Origin of the sequence: Achromobacter agilis (genome assembly GCF_900496965.1) — a bacterium.
Lineage (GTDB): Bacteria > Pseudomonadota > Gammaproteobacteria > Burkholderiales > Burkholderiaceae_B > Achromobacter > Achromobacter agilis.
This window is the reverse complement of the sequence record NZ_UFQB01000015.1, coordinates 16790-36184: the sequence shown is the minus strand read 5'-3', so window position 1 is coordinate 36184 and position 19395 is coordinate 16790. Positions and strand designations below refer to the sequence as shown.

The 19395-nt window shown below is 66.9% G+C and carries 19 protein-coding genes and 2 pseudogenes; 17 read left to right on the top strand and 4 right to left on the bottom strand.

The window, feature by feature from the left end:
* The 16 genes and pseudogenes from AGI3411_RS17765 to AGI3411_RS30620 all read left to right on the top strand — a co-directional run.
* On the top strand, positions 1 to 1368 hold the full coding sequence (locus tag AGI3411_RS17765) for an acetyl-CoA carboxylase biotin carboxylase subunit (RefSeq protein ID WP_129528682.1): 1368 nt from the start codon (positions 1 to 3) through the stop codon (positions 1366 to 1368).
* Positions 1365 to 1577, top strand: a complete 213-nt coding sequence (locus tag AGI3411_RS17760) for an acyl-CoA carboxylase biotin carboxyl carrier protein subunit (RefSeq protein ID WP_129528681.1) — start codon at positions 1365 to 1367, stop codon at positions 1575 to 1577. The genes AGI3411_RS17765 and AGI3411_RS17760 overlap by 4 nt, the downstream gene beginning before the upstream one ends.
* Before the next feature lie 42 nt (positions 1578 to 1619).
* Positions 1620 to 2648, top strand: coding sequence for a Bug family tripartite tricarboxylate transporter substrate binding protein (locus AGI3411_RS17755; RefSeq protein WP_129528680.1), 1029 nt, complete (start codon positions 1620 to 1622; stop codon positions 2646 to 2648).
* Positions 2649 to 2713: 65 nt separating this feature from the next.
* Entirely contained in the window at positions 2714 to 3643 is a 930-nt protein-coding gene (locus AGI3411_RS17750) for an SDR family oxidoreductase (RefSeq protein WP_129528679.1), read from the top strand.
* Between the two features lie 51 nt (positions 3644 to 3694).
* Positions 3695 to 4543 (top strand): MaoC/PaaZ C-terminal domain-containing protein, encoded by an 849-nt coding sequence (locus AGI3411_RS17745; protein WP_129528678.1) that lies wholly within the window; start codon positions 3695 to 3697, stop codon positions 4541 to 4543.
* 18 nt (positions 4544 to 4561) lie between these two features.
* A pseudogene (locus tag AGI3411_RS17740) lies at positions 4562 to 5134 on the top strand (MFS transporter); the annotation flags it as partial.
* 451 nt (positions 5135 to 5585) lie between these two features.
* Positions 5586 to 5852, top strand: a complete 267-nt coding sequence (locus AGI3411_RS17735) for a hypothetical protein (protein ID WP_129528770.1) — start codon at positions 5586 to 5588, stop codon at positions 5850 to 5852.
* Positions 5849 to 7267, top strand: coding sequence for a pilus assembly protein TadG-related protein (locus tag AGI3411_RS17730; protein WP_129528677.1), 1419 nt, complete (start codon positions 5849 to 5851; stop codon positions 7265 to 7267). Before AGI3411_RS17735 ends, AGI3411_RS17730 begins: the two co-directional genes overlap by 4 nt.
* Complete coding sequence (locus tag AGI3411_RS17725) at positions 7264 to 7869, top strand: pilus assembly protein (protein WP_129528676.1); 606 nt, start codon at positions 7264 to 7266, stop codon at positions 7867 to 7869. The genes AGI3411_RS17730 and AGI3411_RS17725 overlap by 4 nt, the downstream gene beginning before the upstream one ends.
* Before the next feature lie 2 nt (positions 7870 to 7871).
* Positions 7872 to 8651, top strand: a complete 780-nt coding sequence (locus AGI3411_RS17720; protein ID WP_129528675.1) for a hypothetical protein — start codon at positions 7872 to 7874, stop codon at positions 8649 to 8651.
* Positions 8648 to 9508: a Flp pilus assembly protein CpaB gene (cpaB, locus tag AGI3411_RS17715; protein WP_129528674.1), complete on the top strand. Its 861-nt coding sequence runs from the start codon at positions 8648 to 8650 to the stop codon at positions 9506 to 9508. The genes AGI3411_RS17720 and cpaB overlap by 4 nt, the downstream gene beginning before the upstream one ends.
* A complete protein-coding gene (locus AGI3411_RS17710; RefSeq protein ID WP_129528673.1) occupies positions 9505 to 10863 on the top strand; it encodes a type II and III secretion system protein family protein in 1359 nt (452 codons plus the stop codon). Before cpaB ends, AGI3411_RS17710 begins: the two co-directional genes overlap by 4 nt.
* Before the next feature lie 4 nt (positions 10864 to 10867).
* Positions 10868 to 12556, top strand: a complete 1689-nt coding sequence (locus AGI3411_RS17705) for a TadA family conjugal transfer-associated ATPase (RefSeq protein ID WP_129528672.1) — start codon at positions 10868 to 10870, stop codon at positions 12554 to 12556.
* Entirely contained in the window at positions 12553 to 13398 is an 846-nt protein-coding gene (locus AGI3411_RS17700; RefSeq protein WP_129528671.1) for a type II secretion system F family protein, read from the top strand. The genes AGI3411_RS17705 and AGI3411_RS17700 overlap by 4 nt, the downstream gene beginning before the upstream one ends.
* Positions 13399 to 13411: 13 nt before the next feature.
* The gene (locus AGI3411_RS17695) at positions 13412 to 14284 is read left to right on the top strand and encodes a type II secretion system F family protein (protein WP_129528670.1); all 873 of its coding nucleotides are present in this window, start codon (positions 13412 to 13414) and stop codon (positions 14282 to 14284) included.
* A pseudogene (locus AGI3411_RS30620) lies at positions 14281 to 14514 on the top strand (DUF192 domain-containing protein); the annotation flags it as partial. The gene AGI3411_RS17695 and the pseudogene AGI3411_RS30620, both read left to right, overlap by 4 nt.
* Before the next feature lie 6 nt (positions 14515 to 14520).
* Here the strand turns inward: AGI3411_RS30620 and AGI3411_RS30395 are convergent.
* Together AGI3411_RS30395 and AGI3411_RS17685 are read right to left on the bottom strand one after the other, a co-directional pair.
* Positions 14521 to 15324: a BPSS1780 family membrane protein gene (locus AGI3411_RS30395; RefSeq protein WP_244240381.1), complete on the bottom strand. Its 804-nt coding sequence runs from the start codon at positions 15322 to 15324 to the stop codon at positions 14521 to 14523.
* A gap of 64 nt (positions 15325 to 15388) precedes the next feature.
* Complete coding sequence (locus tag AGI3411_RS17685) at positions 15389 to 16357, bottom strand: homoserine kinase (RefSeq protein ID WP_129528669.1); 969 nt, start codon at positions 16355 to 16357, stop codon at positions 15389 to 15391.
* A 177-nt stretch (positions 16358 to 16534) separates the two neighbouring features.
* On the opposite strand from AGI3411_RS17685, the gene dusA reads away from it, so the two are divergent.
* On the top strand, positions 16535 to 17551 hold the full coding sequence (dusA, locus tag AGI3411_RS17680; protein WP_129528668.1) for a tRNA dihydrouridine(20/20a) synthase DusA: 1017 nt from the start codon (positions 16535 to 16537) through the stop codon (positions 17549 to 17551).
* Between the two features lie 29 nt (positions 17552 to 17580).
* Here the strand turns inward: dusA and AGI3411_RS17675 are convergent, their stop codons facing one another.
* Complete coding sequence (locus tag AGI3411_RS17675; protein WP_129240525.1) at positions 17581 to 18039, bottom strand: CBS domain-containing protein; 459 nt, start codon at positions 18037 to 18039, stop codon at positions 17581 to 17583.
* Between the two features lie 38 nt (positions 18040 to 18077).
* Positions 18078 to 19388, bottom strand: a complete 1311-nt coding sequence (locus AGI3411_RS17670) for a YihY family inner membrane protein (protein ID WP_129528667.1) — start codon at positions 19386 to 19388, stop codon at positions 18078 to 18080.
* Between the last annotated feature and the right edge of the window lie 7 nt (positions 19389 to 19395).

Genomic DNA, 19395 nt, shown 5'->3' with positions numbered 1-19395 from the left:
ATGAAAAAAATACTGATCGCCAACCGTGGCGCCGCGGCCGCGCGCATCTTGCGCGCCGTGAAGGCGCTGGGCCTGCAGTCCGTCGCGGTGTATTCCGAGGCCGACGCCGATCTGCCCTATGTGCGGCAGGCCGACGAGCGCTTCTGCGTCGGCCCGGCGCCGGCCCGGGACAGCTATCTCAACCAGGATGCGCTGCTCGGCGTCATGGCGCGCAGCGGCGCCGATGCGCTGCATCCCGGCTATGGATTCCTATCGGAGAACGCGCAATTCGCCCGCCGCGTCGAAGCGGCCGGACACTGCTTCATCGGCCCTTCCTCCCAATGGATCGACGCGCTGGGCAACAAGGCCGCGGCGCGGTCGCTGATGCAGCGGCATGGGCTGCCTGCGGGCGGCAGCACGGGCATCCTGCCCGGAGCCAACTTGGCAGCCGTCCGCCGCGCCGCCGAAGCGCTGGGATTTCCGGTCCTGATCAAGCCGGCGGGAGGAGGGGGCGGCATCGGTATGGTTCCGGTCGAAGATGCCGGCTCCCTGGCGGTTTGCTGGGAGCGCGCCCGCGGCATGGCCGAGAAGGCATTCGGCGACGCTTCCCTGTATCTGGAGCGGTTCATCCAGGCGCCGCGGCACATCGAATTCCAGTTTCTGGCGGACCGGTACGGGAACGTCCTGTCCCTGTACGAACGCGATTGCTCCACTCAGCGCCGCTACCAGAAGGTGATCGAGGAGGCGCCTGCGCCCGCGATCGACCGCCAGGCCGTGGCGGACATGGCCAGCCGGTTGTCGGCGATCCTGGGCGAGATCGGCTATGACGTCATCGGCACGGTGGAGATGCTCTACACGCCCGACAGCGGCTTTTCCTTCCTGGAGGTCAATACCCGCCTGCAGGTGGAGCATGCCATTACCGAGGCGGTTACCGGCGTGGACATCGTGCAGGCCCAGATCCGCCTGGCCGCGGGCGAGACGCTGTCGGCGGTGATCGGGCAGAAACCGGTCCTGAAGGGGCATGCCATCGAAGCGCGCGTGTATGCGGAGGACCCGGTGCGTTTCCTGCCGTCGCCTGGCGTCTTGAAGGCGTTCGACCTGCCGGCCGCGCGGCCGGGGCTGCGGATCGAAACCGGCTATGCCGCGGGCAACCGGGTTTCCAGCCATTACGACCCCATGGTCGCGAAGATCGTCACGCATGCCGAGACCCGCGAAGCCGCCACCCGCGCGCTGATCGACGCGTTGGGCAATACGCGGGTAGAGGGCATCAAGACCAATATTCCGATGATTCTGCAGGTGCTCCGGTCCGAGCGGTTCCAGGCGGGCGCGATGACCGTGGACGGCTTGCAGGCATTGATCTCAACCGAGGCGATAAAGGAGCAAGCATGAAGAAGATTGTGTCGAACGTGGCGGGCCGCGTGGTGGCTTGTTGCGTAGAGGAGGGAGCGCAGGTCGGACCGGGCGACGAGGCGTTCAAGGTCGAGTCCATGAAAATGGAGATTCCCGTCGAGAGCGAAGCAAGCGGCCGTATCGCCAAAGTTCTGGTGGCGGTCGGAGACGAGGTGGAAGAGGGGCAGGAGCTCGCATTGCTGGACTAAAGCGGGCCGCTCCAGAAAAAACTGACAACAAGCGAGGAGACAATGTTCAAAACAATCCGTAGCGACGCGCCCGCATCCCTGGCGCGAAAGGCATCCCTGAAGGCCTTGGCCATTCTGGGATTGGCGGTGGCGCTGGGTACCGCGAACGCGGCCGAGGCGCAAGGCGCACAGGGCTATCCCGGCAAGCCGATCACCATCAGCGTCCCGTTCTCCGCCGGGGGAACCACCGATATCCTGGCGCGCGTGATCGGCCAGCGCCTGAGCGAGCGGTGGGGCGTATCCGTCGTGGTCGAGAACAAGCCGGGCGCCGGCGGCAATATCGGCACCGCGCAGGTGGCGCGCGCCGCGCCGGACGGCTACACGCTGGTGATGGGCACAATCGGCACGCATGCGATCAACCCCAGCCTGTACAAATCCATGCCGTACGACGCCATCAAGGACTTTGCGCCGATCACTCGCACGGCCATGGTGCCCAACGCCCTGGTGGTGCCCAAGGACGCGCCGTACAACACCGTCAAGGAGCTGATCGCCTACGGCAAGAGCCACCCCGGGAAACTCACCTTCGGCTCGTCCGGCCATGGCAGCACGCTGCACATGTCGGGCGAGACCTTCAAGATGATGACCGGCGTCGACATGGTGCACGTGCCGTACAAGGGCAGCACCCCCGCGGTGACGGACCTGCTGGGCGGGCAGATATCCATGATCTTCGACAACCTGCCGTCGGCGCTGCCGCACATCAAGGCAGGCCGCCTGAAGGTCCTGGCGGTGACCTCCGCCCAACGCAGCGAGCAACTGCCGGATGTGCCGACCGTGGCGGAAGCCGGCGTTCCGGGGTACGAGGTCGTCTCGTGGTTCGGGCTGTGGGCGCCTGCCAAGACGCCTGACGCGATCGTTGCGGAAATCAACAAGCAGGTGGTCGACATCATCCGGACGCCCGATATGCAGAAGCAGATCCGGGACCAGGGGGCCGTGCCCCAGCCGGACTCGCCCGCCGAGTTCGCCGCGTTCATCAGCAGCGAAAGCAAGAAGTGGGCCGAGATGGTGCGCCGCGCCAACGTAACGACCGAGTAGGACAACGACGTTTGCCGCCGAGTCCGCCGGCGTTTCCGGCGGACCGGCTTCGAGGAGACAGAAGCATGGAACGCATGATGGAAGGCAAGGTGGTGGTGGTGACCGGCGCGGGCGGGGGCATTGGCCGCGAAATCGCGCTGCAGTTGGCCGCGGAGGGCGCGAAGGTGGTGGTCAACGACATCGGCGTCGCGCTCAACGGCGACAACCTGTCCGCTGACGAGACGCCGGTGGCGCCGGCCGACGGCGTCGTCGCCGAGATCCGCGCGGCGGGCGGCACGGCGGTGGCGAATTTCGACTCGGTCGCGGCGCACGCATCGGCCAACGCCATCATTCAATGCGCCATGGATGAATTCGGCCGCATCGACGGCGTGGTCAACAATGCGGGCAACCTGCGCGACCGTTCGTTCCACAAAATGAGCGAAGACGAGTGGCGCTCGGTGATCGCGGTCCACCTCGACGGCACGTTTTTCGTCAGCCGCTCGGCGGCCGCGCATTTCCGCGAGCAGGAGGGCGGGGCGATGGTCCACATGACATCGACCTCGGGGCTGATCGGCAACTACGGCCAGGCCAACTACGGCGCGGCCAAGCTGGGCATCGTGGCGTTGTCCAAGATGATCGCGCTGGACATGGGCCGGTACAACGTGCGCTCCAACTGCATCGCGCCGTCCGCCTGGAGCCGCATGACCAGCTCCATTCCCACCGACACGCCACAGCAGCGGGACCGCGTCGAAAAGCTCAAGAAAATGGAGGCGGGAAAGATCGCGCCGATGGCCGTGTACCTGCTCAGCGACGCAGCGCGTGAAGTGAGCGGGCAGATATTCGCCGTGCGCGCCAACGAGATCATGCTGATGAGCCAGCCGCGCCCCTTGCGCTCGGTGCACTTCAGCGAAGGCTGGACGCCTCAGCGCATTGCGGAGATCGCCATCCCCGCGATGCAGAAGCACTTCTATCCCCTGGAGCGCTCTCCCGACGTGATGAGCTGGGATCCCATCTGATCCCGCTTCGACCGCCGCGCAAACGATTTCCGGGCAACAGGGAGGAGCGCCATGCGCCTGAGCTATGAGCAATTGCTGAATTACGAGCTGCCTGAAGTCCGGCAGCGCTACACCGCGCGCGACACAATGCTGTACGCGCTGTCGGTCGGCCTGGGGCAGGACCCCCTCGATCAGGCCGACCTGGCGTATGTGGGCAGGCAGCACGACCCGCTGGCGCTACCGTGGATGGCCGTGGTGCTGGGGTATCCGGGATTCTGGCTGAAGGCGCCAGAGATCGGAGCCGATACGGTGAAACTGCTGCATGGCGAGCAGGGGATGGAACTCTTCCACCCGATCCCGCCCGAGGGCGAACTGATCGGCAAGACCCGTGTCGTCGAGGTCGTGGACAAGGGCGAGAAAGGGCTGTTGTTGTACTCGGAGAAGTCGTTGACGGAAGCGGAGTCGGGACGGCTCATCGCGCGAACCTCCGCGACCCACGTATTGCGCGGCGACGGCGGCATGCCCAATGCCGGCAGGCAGGCGCGTCCCGCCCATGCCATGCCGGAGTCCGCGCCGCAATGGAGCGTGTTGGTGAGCACGCGGCCCGAACAGGCGCTGGTCTACCGGCTGAACGGCGACTACAACCCCCTGCACAGCGATCCCGAGGTGGCGCGGGCGGCGGGATTTCCCCGACCCATCCTGCATGGCATGTGCACCTTCGGTATGGTGGCCCATGCCGTGTCCCGGCAGTTGCTGTCCGTGGCCGGCGGCTCCCTGCGCTCGCTGTCCTTGCGTTTTTCGGGCCCGGTGTTCCCGGGCGAGACGCTGACGGTGGAAGTCTGGCGGGACGGTTCCTTCCGGGCGCGGGTCGTCGAACGCGGGTTGATGGTGATTGACAATGGGTTGATGCGGATGGGGTGAGGCTTCCTGTGGGGCGCGCGCCTTGCGGTTGTCAGCGGCCCGTCGGCATGGCAGGGGTACGATGCATGTCATGCCGAAACCTCCGTCGCAGCAAGCCCTGCTCAGGGTCGTCGCGGCCTGCTTTTTCAGCAGGCGGCGAGCTGGCACTGGATTTTCATGTTCAACGTGCCCATTGGGATCGCTGGCCTACTTGCGGTCCGGCGCTATCTGCCCGAAGACGCTTTGAGCGATGTGGCGCCGTTCGATGTGCTGGGCTGCGGTCTGCTGTCCCTGTGCATGGTGGCATTTTCGCTGGGGCTGGATCTGCCTGCGGGTGAGGCCCGCATGGCGTGGTCGGCGGCGCTTTTCGGGACCAGTGCGCTGACGGTGCTGCTTTACGTGCTTCACGCCTGGCGGCGCGAGAATCCGCTGTTCCAGCTACGCCTGTTCGGCGAGCCCAATTTCAGTGTGGGGCTGGCGGGCAATCTGGTGTGCAGGATCGGCAGCAGCGCAGTGCCTTTCTTGCTGCCGCTACTGCTGCAGCTTCAGCTGGGCTACACGCCCTTGCAGTCCGGCCTGATGATGCTGCCCGCGGCGATTGCGGGAACGGTCTGTGCGTGGGGGCGATCACGCTGTTGTCGGCCTGGATTTTTCGGCACCTGGATATGGCAAGTCTGCGCGCGGCATCAGGCAAGGCAGCCGGCTAGCCGATCACGCCAAGCGTTGCGGCAGCCAGCAACATGGGGCCGGAAATGGAAGAGCGCCCCAGCTCATGGTGAGTCTGAGGCGCTCCTGCCCGGCTTCGCACGCGATGGGTGTCAGACAGCCCGGCAACTCAAATCTACTGCTGGGCGGTAGGCCGAACAATAGGGAAAACCCTGGAAAATTAAAGGGTTACAAGATTTTCCCGCGCCGTACGAGGCGTTCTTCAGATCCGTCCTCTGAGCACGCCGGTCCCCGGCAATGAGACGGCGACACTTTTGTCCGCCTCGGTATCCGCGAATTGTCGCGCGCGGCCCGGAAATCGACACTGAAGCCTTCTTTCACTGTGTCGGGGGCGGATATGCCAGGGTTTCGGAAACGTCAGTTGGGTCAAGGCATGACCGAATACATCGTCGTCGTGGCTTTGGTGGCCGTGGCGGCCATCGCGGTCTACCAGTATTTCGGCCAGGTCGTGCGGTCGCAGACAGCCGCCATGGCGCGTGAACTCGCCGGAGAAGACGGCGGCACGGAGGCGCGCGCGGCGCAGCAGGCGGCGAAAAAAGCGGCCGCGCAAACCAAGGCCCGTTCGCTCAAGTCATTTACCGGCAACGCCGCGGACGCGAAGTGATCGGGTTCATCTGCGCATCGCCGAGTCGTCAGCAGGGGCAGGCACTGGTGCTGGGCATGCTGATGGCAACGGCCGCCACCGTGTCTCTGGTCGTCCTTTACAACCTGGGCCAAACCGTGGAATCGCGGGAGCGGTTGACGCATGCCGCAGACGCCGCCGTGTATAGCGGCGCACTCGAACAGGCTCGCACGCTCAATACGCTGGCCTACGTCAACCGCACGCAGATCGCGCATCAGGTGGCTATGGCGCACCTGGTTACGTTGGCCGCGTCCGCCCAGTACGCTCGCACCATGCAGGCGCAGCGCAGCCGCGGCAACCCGCCCGCCGGCCTGGTCGCCATGCTGTTCGGCCCCGATGCGGGGCTTGCCTATCAGGCGGGGCAAGCGGTGCCCGATGTCGAACGGGGGTTGGCCGCCGCGTTCGACCAGCACGACCGTATCGTCCATCAGGTGCTGGAAGCGGCGGCGGCCACCGCTATCGGCGAACTCCCCAAGTCGCGCGAGCGCATCATGCGCAAGGTGCTGTCCGCCAATTTTCCTGAAACGGTCTCGCAGGGCGTCGCGGGTGGCGGGGGGCGTCAAGGTCCGGTGCTGCGCCTGCTGTCCGATGGATGGCAAGGGTATGTCGAGCGGGGCCTGGCCACACGCAAGGCGGGCCTGTGGCCGGCCGTCGAGCAGGCCGCGGGGCGCTATGGCTTCCTGGACAGCCGCAGCGCCACTCGCCGCAATACCTGGATGGTCTCTCCCCGCTGCCCGTTGCATCGGCATGAGCTGCGCCGCCGCGGCTATACCTGGCTGGGTCCAGACGGGCGCTGGGGCGCCTTGGATACCCAGTCGTACCATGCGCTGCGTTCCAATCGCTGGGTCGGCTGCTATTTTCGCGAGTATGCGATGGGATGGGGAACGGCGCAGGGCGAGAAAAGCAAGGCTCCGCAGGGGCTGGAGTATGTGGAAGAGCCGCCCCTCGATTTTTCGCAGCAAGACTTCTGGCGTTGGGTCGAGCAGTCCACGTCTTGGGACATTTTCGGCGGCGCGACCAATCCCATGGCCAACTCCTACGCCATGGCCGGCGCGCAGCGCTGGCCGTCCCGGGGCTTGCCCGCGTACCGCGAAATCGCGCTGGCGCGGCATGGCGCACCTCTCCGTTTCGCGGTGGCGGTCAGGTTGCCGGGGGCAGCCTTGAAAACCACGGACGCTGGCAGTTCGGTCGCCGCATCTTCAGGCCGGTTCGCTTACGCCGCGCTGGGTAAGGCTGGCGGTGTTTCCGTGGTTTCGGCCGCCGAAACCTATTTCGTCCGCCCGGAGCGCCGGTCCGATGGGCGCGGTGAGCTTGCAACGCTTTTTCGGCCCTATTGGCAGGCGCGGCTGTCCGCCGTTACGCCGCAGGAGGCCACGCGGGCAGGGGAGGCGCCATGAACCGGTTCTCATTGCGGCAACGCGGCCAGGCCGTCGTCGAAGCGCTGCTGATGCTGCCGTTGTTGGCGCTGCTGCCATGGGCCATTTCGAGGATCGGCGGGTTGCAGTTTTCGGCGCTGGAAATGGCGCAGGCCAGCCGCAAGGCCGTGATGGCCGTCGCCTTGGGGCAGCCTCTAAAAGATCTTGGCGCTGCGGCGGCGGGCCCGACTGTGTCGGGCGGCGCGAGGCCATTGGCCGGCGTTGCGCCGCAGCGCGTGGCCGCCTTGCAGGACGCTTGGTTCGACGCGGGCTTGCAGCTGTTGTCGGCGGAGGCCCGCCAAGCCGGGCCGGATTCCCTGAGAATTTCCCGCCATACGCACGTCGCAACCGGAGCGGGCCATGCGCACGGGGACGCCGACGCGCAACGCCGTGTCGGTCAGGCGCCCGAATCCTGGCGCCGGGCGGAAACCGCCTCGTTGGCCCAGGCCCGGCGCCTGAGCTCCCTTGTCGACCGTCTGGATCGCCCTTGGCAGCGGCCGAGGCTGTCGCTGGACTGGTTGTCGGCCTGGTCGGACGTCGTGCCGGCGGACCGGTTGGGTTCGCGCGGAAGTTGGAGCAAGTGACTATGTGGCCCGCACCTCTCTTCTTCATCGGCTGCCGCGTCAGCGTACCGGAGCGGCGCCTTGCGGCTGCCCGCGCGGCCCGCGTGCTGCTGGCCTGCATGCTGGCAGCGGCAGGCGCGTGCCCCGCGACGGTCTCGGGGGCGGACTTCCCGGCAAGCCTCAACGACGAGGGCCGATCGGCGCGGGCAGCTTCCGGGCCGGTGTCGTTGGCGGCGCTGCGCCTGCCTGCCGGAACCCGTCACGAACTGCTGGGGGAACGCGTGTGGCTGCATGGCATGCCGGCTCAAGTGTTGGTGTTCGATGCGCCGCATAGCGCTCCGGAACTGATCCGCTTTCTTTCAGGCCGGCAGCCTGCGCTGGCCGACCTGAACGTGCTGCCCGGCCAGGCGATCCTGTCGGGGCAGGTCGGGCATGAGCAGTGGGTCGTGCAGATGGAAGGCCTGGGCCCGCGCCGCACGGTCGGCAGTATTTCCACGATCAGGCTTGACGCCGCGGCGGGTCCGCCCGAGCCGTCGTGGCTGCCCGCGGGCGCTCGGCTCCGGCTGGATATCGGGGTGCTGGACCAGGGCGTGAAGGTCACGGAGCGCATCTGGCAATACGATTCTCCGCCCGAACGCGTGGCTCCGCGCCTGGAGGCCGCTTTGAAACAGGATGGCTGGGAGGCGAGTCCCGCCGCCGATGGCGGATCGCAATGGTGGACCCGGGGGAAGGCGAGGCTACGCATTTCGCTGATGCCGCTGGATGCCGGCAGCGGGCTGTTGGCCAGCGGGTGGGCGCAATGACAAGCCGGATCGTACTGGTCGCCCAGCGGCTGCGCAGGACCAGCGTGTACGCATTGGCCCTGGCCGCGGGTCTGGTCTCGGCGTGGGCGGTGCGCGAGCACGTGCAGCAGCGGATCCAGGTGCTGGAAGCCAAGGCGCGCGTGCCTCAGGTAAGCCGCCTGGTTGCGGCATATGACCTGCCCGCGGGTACGCTCCTTGACGAAGCGCATCTGGCCGTGCGCGAGATCCCCGAGCAATGGGCGCCCCGGGCTAGCATCGATCCGCTGGACGTGGCGGCCGTTGTAGGCGCCACGTTGTTGGCCGATGCTGCCAATGGCGAACCGTTGCTTCGCTCCCACTTGACATTCAATGCGCCGGTTCCGTCCCTGGCGTCGCGGTTGAAGGCCGGGCAGCGGGCGCTGACCGTGGCGGCGGCCGATCTGGGCGGGCTGGGAGAGATGCTCCGCGCCGGGGACGCCATCGATATCTACGTCAGTTTTTCGCACCGGCAGCGGGAGCTCACGGTGCCCGTGCTGCAAGGCATGCGCGTGCTGGCTGCGGGCAGAGAGACCGAGGGGGATGACGGCAGGGGCGCCGGCAACATCACGCTGGCCGCCAGCCCCGATGAGGCCATGCGTTTCGTGGCGGCGCGCCAGGCCGGTGCGTTGACGGCTCTACTGCGCCATCGCGACGACGCAGCGGCGGTCGGCCGCGCGGCCCAAAGTGATCTTGCCTCGTTGATCGGGCTGGACCCGGAAGCCAAGGCAGCGCCCGGCGTCGCCATCCTTTACGGAGACCGGCTGGACGGGCAGGCAGGCGAACTTCTGCAGGATTCTGCCGGTTCAACCCCCACGGGCATCCAAGGAGGAACGCCATGATCCGCATTCTTGCAGCACTGGCAGGGTTGGTGGTGTGTCTGGCCGGCGCTTCCGCGCACGCCGCGGCCGAAATGCTCGAACTTCAAGTCGGAGAAACGCGGATCCTGTCGCATCCCGGCGTCCGGCGGGTGGCCATCGGCAATGGTCAGGTGCTTGGAGCGGTCGCGGCAGAAGGGCGCGATGTCGTGGTATTCGCCCGTGCCGAAGGCGTGTCGTCGATGCATGTCTGGACTGGAGCCGGCCGGGCCAAGGCCTACGAGCTGCGGGTCGTCCCGGCCGGGGCACCGCGCTTGCGGGCCGAGGTCCAGGCACTGCTGGCCCGCATTCCGGGGGCACGCAGTTCAGAAGTCGGCGGACGCATCCTGATCGAAGGCGACGATCTTTCCGACGACGACCGTTCCCGGATAGCAGCGCTGGCCGAGCGCTATCCTGCCGTGCTGGATTTCACGGGGCAGGTGGGGTGGGACCGCATGGTGCTGCTGGATGTGCAGGTGGTCGAGATTCCTACGTCCAGGCTGAAGGAAATGGGCGTGCGCTGGGACGGCATGAGCCAGGGCGGCATCAATGCGGGGCTGGCGTGGGACGCGGGATCCCTGGGGCGCCTGAACCGTCCTGGCGAAGCCGTGATCGAGACCGCCGGCCAGGCCTCCGCAGCGGCAGGCTACTTCGGCGTCAATGCGCTGTTGTCGGCCCGCATTGCCGCGTTGGCCCAGAGCGGTGAAGCCGTCATGCTGGCCCAACCTCAATTGCTTGCGCGCAGCGGCGCAAGCGCAACCTTCCTGGCGGGGGGAGAAGTGCCCTATGCGTCGACTGATTCCCGTGGCAACTCCACCACGCTGTTCAAGCCGTACGGCGTGTCGCTCAGGATCACGCCTCGCATCGACCGAAACGGGGTCATCCGCTCCTTGATCGAGGTGGAGGCCAGCTCGGTGGATCCCTCCTTGAGCGTGGCCGGCGGCCCCGCGCTGCGGACGCGCCGCGCATCCACCGAATTCAACGTCCGCTCCGGCAACACGCTGGTCATCGGCGGGTTCCTGTCGCGCGAGCGCGTCAGCGAGATCAATGGCCTGCCGTGGCTGCAGGATATCCCCATCCTGGGCGCCTTGTTCTCGTCGCGCCGCTACCAATTGCGCGAAACCGAGCTGGCGATATTCGTGACGCCCAAGATCATCTCGCAGGGCGAGCCGGCCATGGCGGACCGGGTGCGGCGGGGCCGCGACACGCTGGACGCGGCCTTTCCCGCGCCGCCCCGGCTGGGGACGGCAGTGCCTGCTGCCAGCGGCTGGGATCCCTATTCGGGCGCGGGTTCTCAATGGGCCGCGCCAGAAGACGCCCGCGTCTTGCACAAGGAATGAGGCCATGCTTGTCATAGAAATGACTTTCGAGGACGCCGCCGTGCGCCGGATGGAGGCCGCAGCGCCGCTATTGATAGGGAGGGCCGCGCAGTGCGGACTGCGCATCGCGAACTGGCGGGTGGGGCGGCAGCATGCCCGTCTGCTCCGCGAAGACGCCGGCATCGTTCTGGAAGACCTCGGCACGCTGGCGGGCACGATGGTCAACGGCGTCCGGGTGGTGCGCCATGCTCCCGTGCTGCCCGGCGATGAAATCCTGATCGGGCCATGCAAACTGCGCGTCTCGCTGCCGCAGGAGGAACAGTCCGTTCCCGAGGAGGCGCGCCCAGCCTCCAACGGCACGGCCGTCGGACGTGTACAGGCGGATGTGGTTCCGGATCTTTCGCCCACGCCGGTGCCGGCCTGGGTGCCGCAGCATCAGCAGCAGGAGCGCCGGCGCCTGCATGCCGCCCTGCTTGACGCGCTGGATTTGCGCCGGCGCGACGTGGCAGGCATGAGCGACGGCATGCTGCGCGCCGAGGCCGAACGCCTGCTGACCCATATCGTCGCGACCGATGCGGATCTTCCTCCGGACGCGGACCGGGCGGCGCTGTGCCGCGAGGTGCTGGACGAAGCGGTCGGCCTGGGGCCGTTGGAGCCCCTGCTGGCGGCGAACGACATTACCGAGATCATGGTCAATCGCTACGACGAGATCTACGTGGAACGCGGCGGCAGGCTGTCCCGCCATCAGGCGGCATTCACCAGCGAGCAGTCGGTGCGCTGGGCGATCGAGCGCATCGTAACGCCCTTGGGCCGGCGCATCGACGAGAGTTCGCCGATGGTGGATGCCCGGCTTTCGGACGGATCCCGTGTGCACGCCATTATTCCGCCCGTTGCCATGAAGGGCGCCAGCCTGACCATACGCAAGTTCCCACGGCAGCGTCCCCGCATGCCCGATCTGATCGCGGCAGGCTCATTGAGCGGCGCCATGGCCCAATTCCTGGCGCTCTGCGTGAAAATGCGCAAGAACCTCGTGGTTTCCGGCGGGACGGGTTCCGGCAAGACGACGTTGCTGAACATCCTGTCCAACGAGATTCCGGATGGCGAGCGCGTCGTCACCATTGAAGACGCGGCGGAGCTTTGCCTGAACCACGACCATCTGGTCGCACTGGAAGCGCGGCCCGCCAACCAGGAAGGCCGCGGGCGCATCGATATTCGCGAACTCGTGCGCAACGCGTTGCGCATGCGGCCCGACCGGATCGTCGTGGGCGAATGCCGTGGTCCGGAGGCATTCGACATGCTGACCGCCATGAATACCGGCCATGAAGGGTCATTGACGACCTTGCATGCAAACTCTCCGCGTGACGCCCTGGGGCGGCTGGAATCGATGATCCTGATGGCCGGCCTGGACTTGCCGCTGGCGGCCGTGCGCGAACACATCGCCGCCAGCGTGGATATCGTCATCCAGCAGGCAAGGCTGGCCGACGGGCGGCGCGTCGTGACGTCGATCGCCGAGGTCGCCGGCATGGAAAGCGGTCGCATACAGCTGCAGGACTTGTTCCTGTATGACCGCCACCGTGGTTTCGCGGGGTGCGGGGCACTGCCTGGTTTCGCCCGGGAATGGACGGACGGAGGCGCGGGCGTTGACGCCGCCTGGTTCTCTGACGCGGCTGGGCAGGAGGCCGGCGCATCGGCTTTTACGCAGGCTCTGCCATGATCTGGCTGGCGGCAGGGGGGGCGATGGTCTGTGCGGTCGTGCTGGCGTGGCGGGCGCAGGCCTGGTTTGCGCCCGCATTGCGGCGCTACCGGGAGGTCTACACCCAAGAGGCAGGCCTGAGGCTGAGCGAAGTGTTCCTGTTCATCGATCCTGCCCAGCTTTGGGTGGGCGCCGTGGCGTGCGCGGCCCTGGCTGCGGCATTGATCTTTTCCATCACAGGCAGCGGCGTCGCGGCCGCGATAGGCGCGGTGCTGGCCGCGCGCGTGCCTCGCGGGCTTGTCGATGCGCTGCGGCGCAGGCGCGCGCGCCGCTTCGAACAGCAGTTGCCGATGGCCCTGTTGATGCTCGCGTCGGCCTTGCGCGCGGGCGTGGCGCTGGCAACGGGCCTGCGCCACGTTGTCGAGCAAAGCCATGCGCCGTTGGCCCAGGAGTTCGGGCTGATGCTGCGCGAACAGCGCATGGGCGTGCCCTGGGATGCCGCGCTGGAAAACCTGCACGGCCGCATGCCGGCCGATTCGACCTCGCTGGTGGTGGCCGCCATGCGCATTGCCGCGCAGACGGGCGGCAATCTTGCCGAGGCGCTCGAGAGCATCGCCCACACTCTGCGCGCCAGGCTGCAATTACAGGCGAAGCTGCTGGCATTGACCTCGCAGGGCCGCTTGCAGGCTTGGATCGTGGGCGCGCTGCCGATTCTGCTGCTGGCGGTGCTGAATCGCCTGGAGCCAGAAATCATGGGTTTGCTATGGAGCACGCCCATGGGATGGGCGGTGCTGGCGGTCGTGGCCGTGCTGGAGATCGTCGGGGTGCTGTTGATCCGGCGCATCATCCGGATCGATATCTGACGGGAGAACTGCCGTGTGGCTGTATCTGGGGCTGTTGGCCGCCGGGCTCGGCGCGAGCTGGCTGGCGTGGGTGGCGCTGCAGCCGCTATTGCTGGAAAACCAGGGGGCTTCCGGGGCGCTGCCCTGGTGGTGGCGGGCGGCCTGGCCATGGGTGTCGGCCGTGGCGCCGCTGGCGGGCCCTTTGTGCTCGTGGCGCTGGCGCCTGCGCCTGACTCGCGCCATCGAGCAGGCATCACTGCCCGCCGGCATCGGCTATGCCCATCTGGCGGCGCTGTGCTGGAGCGCGGCCGTGGCGGCGGCCGGGGTGACGGCGGCGTGCGCCATCGCCATGACGCAGGCGCAGCCTTGGGAGTGGGGCGCTTGGGCGGCGGCGGCTGCGTTGGCCGCCGCCGCCGCGCCGGGGCTGTGGCTTCGGGATCTCGGCCGGCAGCGGCGCCGCGGCATCGAACGCGATCTGCCCTTCGTGTTGGACATGATGACACTGTGCGTCGAAGCGGGGCTGAGCGTGCAGGGGGCCCTGCAATTGGCAGCGCAGAGCGGGCCGCCCGGTGTCTTGCGCGATGCGTTGGCGGACGCCTTGGCGGAGATGCGGGCGGGTGTCTCGCGCGGCGCGGCGATCAAGGCCTTGGCGGAACGCAGCAACAGCCCGCTTGCGCGCAACTGGGCCGCCGCCGTGGCACAGGCCGAGGCGCTGGGGATCAGTCTGGGTCCGGTGCTGCGGGCGCAGGCGGCGCAGTGCCGCAGCGATCGCCACGTGCGGGCGGAGCAACTGGCGATGCAGGCGCCGGTCAAAATGCTGCTGCCCCTGATCGGCTGCATTTTCCCGTGCACGTTCATCGTGCTGGCCTTCCCGATCGCGGTTCAGTTGCTGCAGAGCGTGCAATGAGCGGCCGCGCGCCTTTGCCGTGGGGCCGCCTCCGGTTATTGAAGGTCACGCGCTGGCGCGGCCGGATGCGGGGGCTGCTGGGCAGGCCGCCGCCGGGGCCGCGTTCGGGCATCTTGCTGGCGCCTTGCGCCGCCGTGCATACCTTCGGCATGCGCCATGCCATCGACGTGGCGTTCGTCTCGGCGGCAGGCAGGGTGGTGGGGGTGCGCAGGGCGCTGGCGCCCTGGCGGGTGGCTTTATGCTTGCGCGCCGTTGCCGTCGTCGAGATGCGCGCCGGTGTTTTCGATGCCGAATACGGAGGTATAGGCGGGGTAGAAGCTGCAATACAGCACGCCGCCCGCGGCGATATTGAACGGGATCTGCAGCGTGCCCGCGAACTGCGGAGACAGGCCGATGGCCACCAGCAGGCCGGCGCAGAGGTCGATGAACAGGAATACCAGAACCCAGGTGGCGCCGTAGACCAGGAACGGCAATTTGTTGCGCCAGCAGGCGATGCCGGAGAAGAACAACGCCTGGACCAGGCGCAGCCCGTGCCAGGCGACCAGAACGGGCGCGTGCCAGAAGAGGGCCGCGATCACGACGTAGACGATGGCGAACAGCGTGAGAGGAACGGCCATCGCCGACAGGATCGGCTCCATGCTTTTCTCGACGGAGGCGATGCGCATCCCCTCGACCATTGCGTCGGTGAACGGCAGGAAAATGACGAGGCCGGCCACCATGCACAGCGCGGCATACAGCAGCCCCATCAGGAACAGCTTTCTGAAGACGCCGGGCTGCTTGAGCGGTTTGGCCCACATCGAGGGCAGCATGACGCGGTCCGCCTCGACATGCTTGCATGCGGACAAAGTCATCAGGGTGATGATGGGCATCAGCGCCACGACCAGGATCGGCCCGATGGGCGGCGTCGCGGTGGCGAAAATGACCAGTAGGCTGATGGCCATGGCCCAGGTGAACATGGCCAGGGGTTGCTTGCGGAACAGACGGAAGCCGTCTCGAACCCATTGCCAGCCGGATGCCGCGGGAAGGAATGCTGCTTGCATGGCTCTCTAGAAGGGGGAATCTCTCAAAAAGGGACGCTATATGCCATTATGGGGGGCACGACGGTTACGGCAATATGGGCAGCCCCGGGCGGTGGCGTGCCTGCAACACTCTTTCGAAGTGTCGTGGGTCATGCGGCTTGAGGGTCTGGGCCGGCCGGGGCACGAAAAAGTCGTACAGGCGCGATATCCAGAAACGCAGCGCGGCCGCGCGCAGCATCAGGGGCCAGACTTCGCGTTCGGCGTCCGTGAAGGGCCGTTCGGCGGCGTAGGCGCCCAGCCAGGATTCCACCAATTCGGGGACGAACTCACCCGTGTCCCGCTCGATGCACCAGTCGTTGACGCTGACCGCCACGTCGAACAGCCAGGTGTCGCAACCGGCGAAATAGAAGTCGATGATTCCGCCCATGAGCGGATCCTCGAACGTGCCGGCGAACAGCACATTGTCCCGGAAAAGGTCGCAGTGGGCCGGGCCGGTCTGCAGCGCCCGCCAGGCCGGCGTTGCCGCGGCGGCCTGCTGGGCGGCCAGCTCCGAACTCAGCAATTGGGCCTGGGCCGGTTCCAGGAAAGGCATGACCTTGGGCGCGGTTTCCAGCCACCACGACAGCCCGCGCAAATTGGGCTGGTGCAGCGGGAAGCCCTGGGCGGCCAGATGGGCGCGGGCCAGCGTGGCGCCGGCCAGGGCGCAATGCGCGGCGCCGGGGGCGGGTTCGTAGCCGCCGGGCAGGCGCGACACGATGGCGCAGGGCTTGCCGTGCAGCGTGGTCAGGCGCGTGCCGTCCTTCAGGGTCTGGGGGCGCGGCACAGGGATGCCGCGTTCGGCCAGGTGGTACATCAATTCGATATAGAACGGCAGCTGGGCCTGCGTCAGGACCTCGAACAGCGTCAGGACATACTCGCCGCGAGTCGTATACAGGAAATAATTGGTGTTCTCGATACCCGCCGTAATCCCCCGCAGCGAGACGAACTCGCCCAGGTCGAAATGCGCCAGGAGGGCGCGCGCGTCGTCTTCGGATACGGGAGTGAATACGGCCATTGATATGCGGGAGTTAAGGGTTAACGGACGCTTGGACATGCCTGTGCGGCGGCGCAATTTTAGACCACATGGCGGGCGGGCCTTTCCGGCGTTCGGGGGGCGGACGGAACCGGCCGCCGGACATAATCCCGCCAAGCACCGTAAAATACCGCATCCCCTTGTTTTGTAGAGTGATTCTTGGACTCCCCCGACTGGCGGCTGTGCGTCGCCCCGATGATCGATGTGACCGACCGCCACTGCCGCTATTTCCATCGGCTGCTGGCGCCGCGCGCGCGCCTGTACACGGAAATGATTACCACGGGCGCGCTGCTGCATGGCAATGTCGAGCGTCACCTGGATTTCGACGAGGCCGAGCATCCCGTGGCACTGCAGCTGGGCGGCAGTGAGCCGGACGCGCTGGCTCAATCGGCCCGGCTGGGCCGGCAGTGGGGCTATGACGAGATCAACCTGAATTGCGGCTGCCCCTCGGAACGGGTGCAGAAGGGGGCGTTCGGCGCCTGCTTGATGGCCGAGCCCGCGCTGGTCGCGGATTGCATCAAGGCCATGCAGGATGCCGTGGATATCCCCGTTACCGTCAAGCACCGGCTGGGGCTGGATTACGACGAGTCCTATGAATTCGTGCGGGATTTCGTCGGCAAGGTCTACGACACCGGATGCCGGGTGTTCGTCGCCCATGCCCGCAATGCGGTGCTCAAGGGCCTGACGCCGAAGGACAACCGCGAGATCCCGCCCCTGCGCTACGACGTGGTCAAGCAGCTCAAGCGCGACTTTCCGGATTGCACCTTCGTGCTGAACGGCGGCCTGGCCGATGCCGAGCAATCGGTGCGCGCCGCGGGCGATTTCGATGGCGTCATGCTGGGCCGCGCCGCATGGCATACGCCGCGCGTGTTGTCGGAGGTTTCCCTGCAGCTGTGGCCGTCCTTGCGGCTGCCCAGCGATGCGCAGGTCGTGGACGCCATGACCGCATACGCCGCGCGCCAGGTCACGCGGGGCGTGCCCCTGCGCGTGATGACGCGGCCAATGCTGGGGCTGGTAAACGGGCAGTCGGGCGCGCGCCGCTGGCGCCGGATGCTGTCCGATCCGGCCTTGCTGGCGGCCAATAGGCCGGAACTCATCTATGACGCGTGGCGCAGCCAGCGGCATGCGCCTGACCTGCGCGGCGCCGCATGTGAGGCGGCGCCGGCGGGAGCATGATCAGCGGCGGGCGCCGCTAGCGCGGCGGGTCAGGACTTGGCCGGTTCGGCGCTTTCGGTGGGCCAGTCGCGGATGTAGGCCTTCAGCATGTTGTTTTCGAATTGCTGGGCCGCGACGATGGCCTGGGCCATGTCGTAGAACGAAATCACGCCCATCAGGGTGGGGCCGTCCATGACCGGGATGTAGCGCGCATGCTTTTCGAGCATCAGGCGCTGCACTTCTTCCGCGCTGGTGTTGGGCGACACGCTGACCGGCGCGTCGTCCATGATCGAGCGGATGGTGGTTTCGCCGGCGCCGCCATGCGCATGCATGTGGCGGATGATCTCGCGGAAGGTGAGCATGCCGGTCAGCGTGCCGAATTCCATGATCACGAGCGAGCCGATATCCTGTTCACTCATTGTCTGTACGGCCTGGGATACAGGCATGTCGGGCGACGCCGTATAGAGCGTATCGCCCTTGACGCGCAAAATCTCGCTGACCTTCAACATCGGTTCCTCCTGGGCGGACTACGCCCGAATGCTATTTACTATTTCTTGTTCGCTTCCAATTGAAGTATGGGAGCGATTCCATTTTCAGTATTTTGCGCTTCTCCGCAGACTTCTTCCAGCGTGGGCGTATTTTGCTGGGAAATTACGGCCGAGGCGACTCGCAGTATTTCCGGGTCGTTGCGGACCCTGGGCTGGGTCCGATCCAGCAGGAAATGGTCCACCACGGGCGCCATTGAAGTCTGCCGGGCGTCGCAGGTAAGCACCCAGTTCTCGTCGGGCGTGCGCGTTGCCAGCCCCATGCCGCTCAGCGTTTCCAGCACTTCGTTCAATTCGTCCTGGTGCAGGCGCAGCTGCGAGGCCAGCACGTTGGCAGGCAATCCGGGCGGATTGGCGGCCTGCGCCTTGCGCAAGGCGCGCAGGGCGTCCAGGGCGTCGACGAAGGGCGCGCCGGGGTAGCGGTTGATCTCCCAGCGGCCCAGACGGATCAGCGGCGCGCTGGATGCCAGCGTGGCGCCCAGCAGCACGGCCAGCCACGACAGATAGATCCAGAGCAGGAAGATCGGCAGGGTGGCGAAGGCGCCATAGATGACGGTGTAGGTGGGGAAGCGCGTCAGGTAGTACGCGAAGGCCGATTTCATGATTTCCAGCGCAATGGCGGTCACGCCGCCGCCGACCAGCGCGTCGCGCCACAGGACTTCGCGGTTCGGGACCACCACGAACAGCGCGGCAAAGCCCAGCGCGGTCAGGATCAGCGGGATGAAGGAAATGGCGACGCTGACGATTTCCGGCACGTCCCGGACCAGCCCCAGCGATTCGCGCGCCACGAACGACGTCGCCCACAGGCTGGCGCCGGCCACGACCGGCCCGAGCGTGATGAGCGCCCAGTACACCAGCGCGCGCTGCCGCAGCGGCCTCTGGCGCGATACGTGCCAGATGTCGTTGAACGCCTTGTCGATCGTCATGATCAGCAACAGCGAGGTGACCAGCAGGAACGCGCCGCCGATCGCGGTCAGGCGGGAGGCCTGGCGCGCGAACTGGTTCAGGTAGTTCATGATGTTGTCCGAAACGGACGGGGGCATCAGGCTGTTGGTCAGGAAATCCTCGAGCGCAACGCGGAATTCCTGGAATACCGGAAAGGCGGTGAACAGCGACAGCACCACGGCCAGCATGGGCACGATGGCGAGCACGGTCGTGAAGGTGAGGCTGGAGGCGACCTGAAGCAGTTTTTCTTCACCGGCGCGTTCGGCAGTGAAGCGGACGACGCGTCCGACCCTCGCGCCCCATGAAGAGCGCGATGTCGAGGGCTCGGTGGCCGCCGGCGCGGCGGCGGGCTCGGCGGGGCTATTCATCAGGCGA

Excerpts from the sequence above, each read along its gene's own strand:
- AGI3411_RS17765 (WP_129528682.1), top strand. The coding sequence starts at position 1 with ATGAAAAAAATACTGATCGCCAACCGTGGCGCCGCGGCCGCGCGCATC.
- AGI3411_RS17760 (WP_129528681.1), top strand. The coding sequence starts at position 1,365 with ATGAAGAAGATTGTGTCGAACGTGGCGGGCCGCGTGGTGGCTTGTTGC.
- AGI3411_RS17755 (WP_129528680.1), top strand. The coding sequence starts at position 1,620 with ATGTTCAAAACAATCCGTAGCGACGCGCCCGCATCCCTGGCGCGAAAG.
- AGI3411_RS17750 (WP_129528679.1), top strand. The coding sequence starts at position 2,714 with ATGGAACGCATGATGGAAGGCAAGGTGGTGGTGGTGACCGGCGCGGGC.
- AGI3411_RS17745 (WP_129528678.1), top strand. The coding sequence starts at position 3,695 with ATGCGCCTGAGCTATGAGCAATTGCTGAATTACGAGCTGCCTGAAGTC.
- AGI3411_RS17735 (WP_129528770.1), top strand. The coding sequence starts at position 5,586 with ATGCCAGGGTTTCGGAAACGTCAGTTGGGTCAAGGCATGACCGAATAC.
- AGI3411_RS17725 (WP_129528676.1), top strand. The coding sequence starts at position 7,264 with ATGAACCGGTTCTCATTGCGGCAACGCGGCCAGGCCGTCGTCGAAGCG.
- AGI3411_RS17720 (WP_129528675.1), top strand. The coding sequence starts at position 7,872 with ATGTGGCCCGCACCTCTCTTCTTCATCGGCTGCCGCGTCAGCGTACCG.
- cpaB (WP_129528674.1), top strand. The coding sequence starts at position 8,648 with ATGACAAGCCGGATCGTACTGGTCGCCCAGCGGCTGCGCAGGACCAGC.
- AGI3411_RS17710 (WP_129528673.1), top strand. The coding sequence starts at position 9,505 with ATGATCCGCATTCTTGCAGCACTGGCAGGGTTGGTGGTGTGTCTGGCC.
- AGI3411_RS17705 (WP_129528672.1), top strand. The coding sequence starts at position 10,868 with ATGCTTGTCATAGAAATGACTTTCGAGGACGCCGCCGTGCGCCGGATG.
- AGI3411_RS17700 (WP_129528671.1), top strand. The coding sequence starts at position 12,553 with ATGATCTGGCTGGCGGCAGGGGGGGCGATGGTCTGTGCGGTCGTGCTG.
- AGI3411_RS30395 (WP_244240381.1), bottom strand. The coding sequence starts at position 15,324 with ATGCAAGCAGCATTCCTTCCCGCGGCATCCGGCTGGCAATGGGTTCGA.
- AGI3411_RS17685 (WP_129528669.1), bottom strand. The coding sequence starts at position 16,357 with ATGGCCGTATTCACTCCCGTATCCGAAGACGACGCGCGCGCCCTCCTG.
- AGI3411_RS17675 (WP_129240525.1), bottom strand. The coding sequence starts at position 18,039 with ATGTTGAAGGTCAGCGAGATTTTGCGCGTCAAGGGCGATACGCTCTAT.
- AGI3411_RS17670 (WP_129528667.1), bottom strand. The coding sequence starts at position 19,388 with ATGAATAGCCCCGCCGAGCCCGCCGCCGCGCCGGCGGCCACCGAGCCC.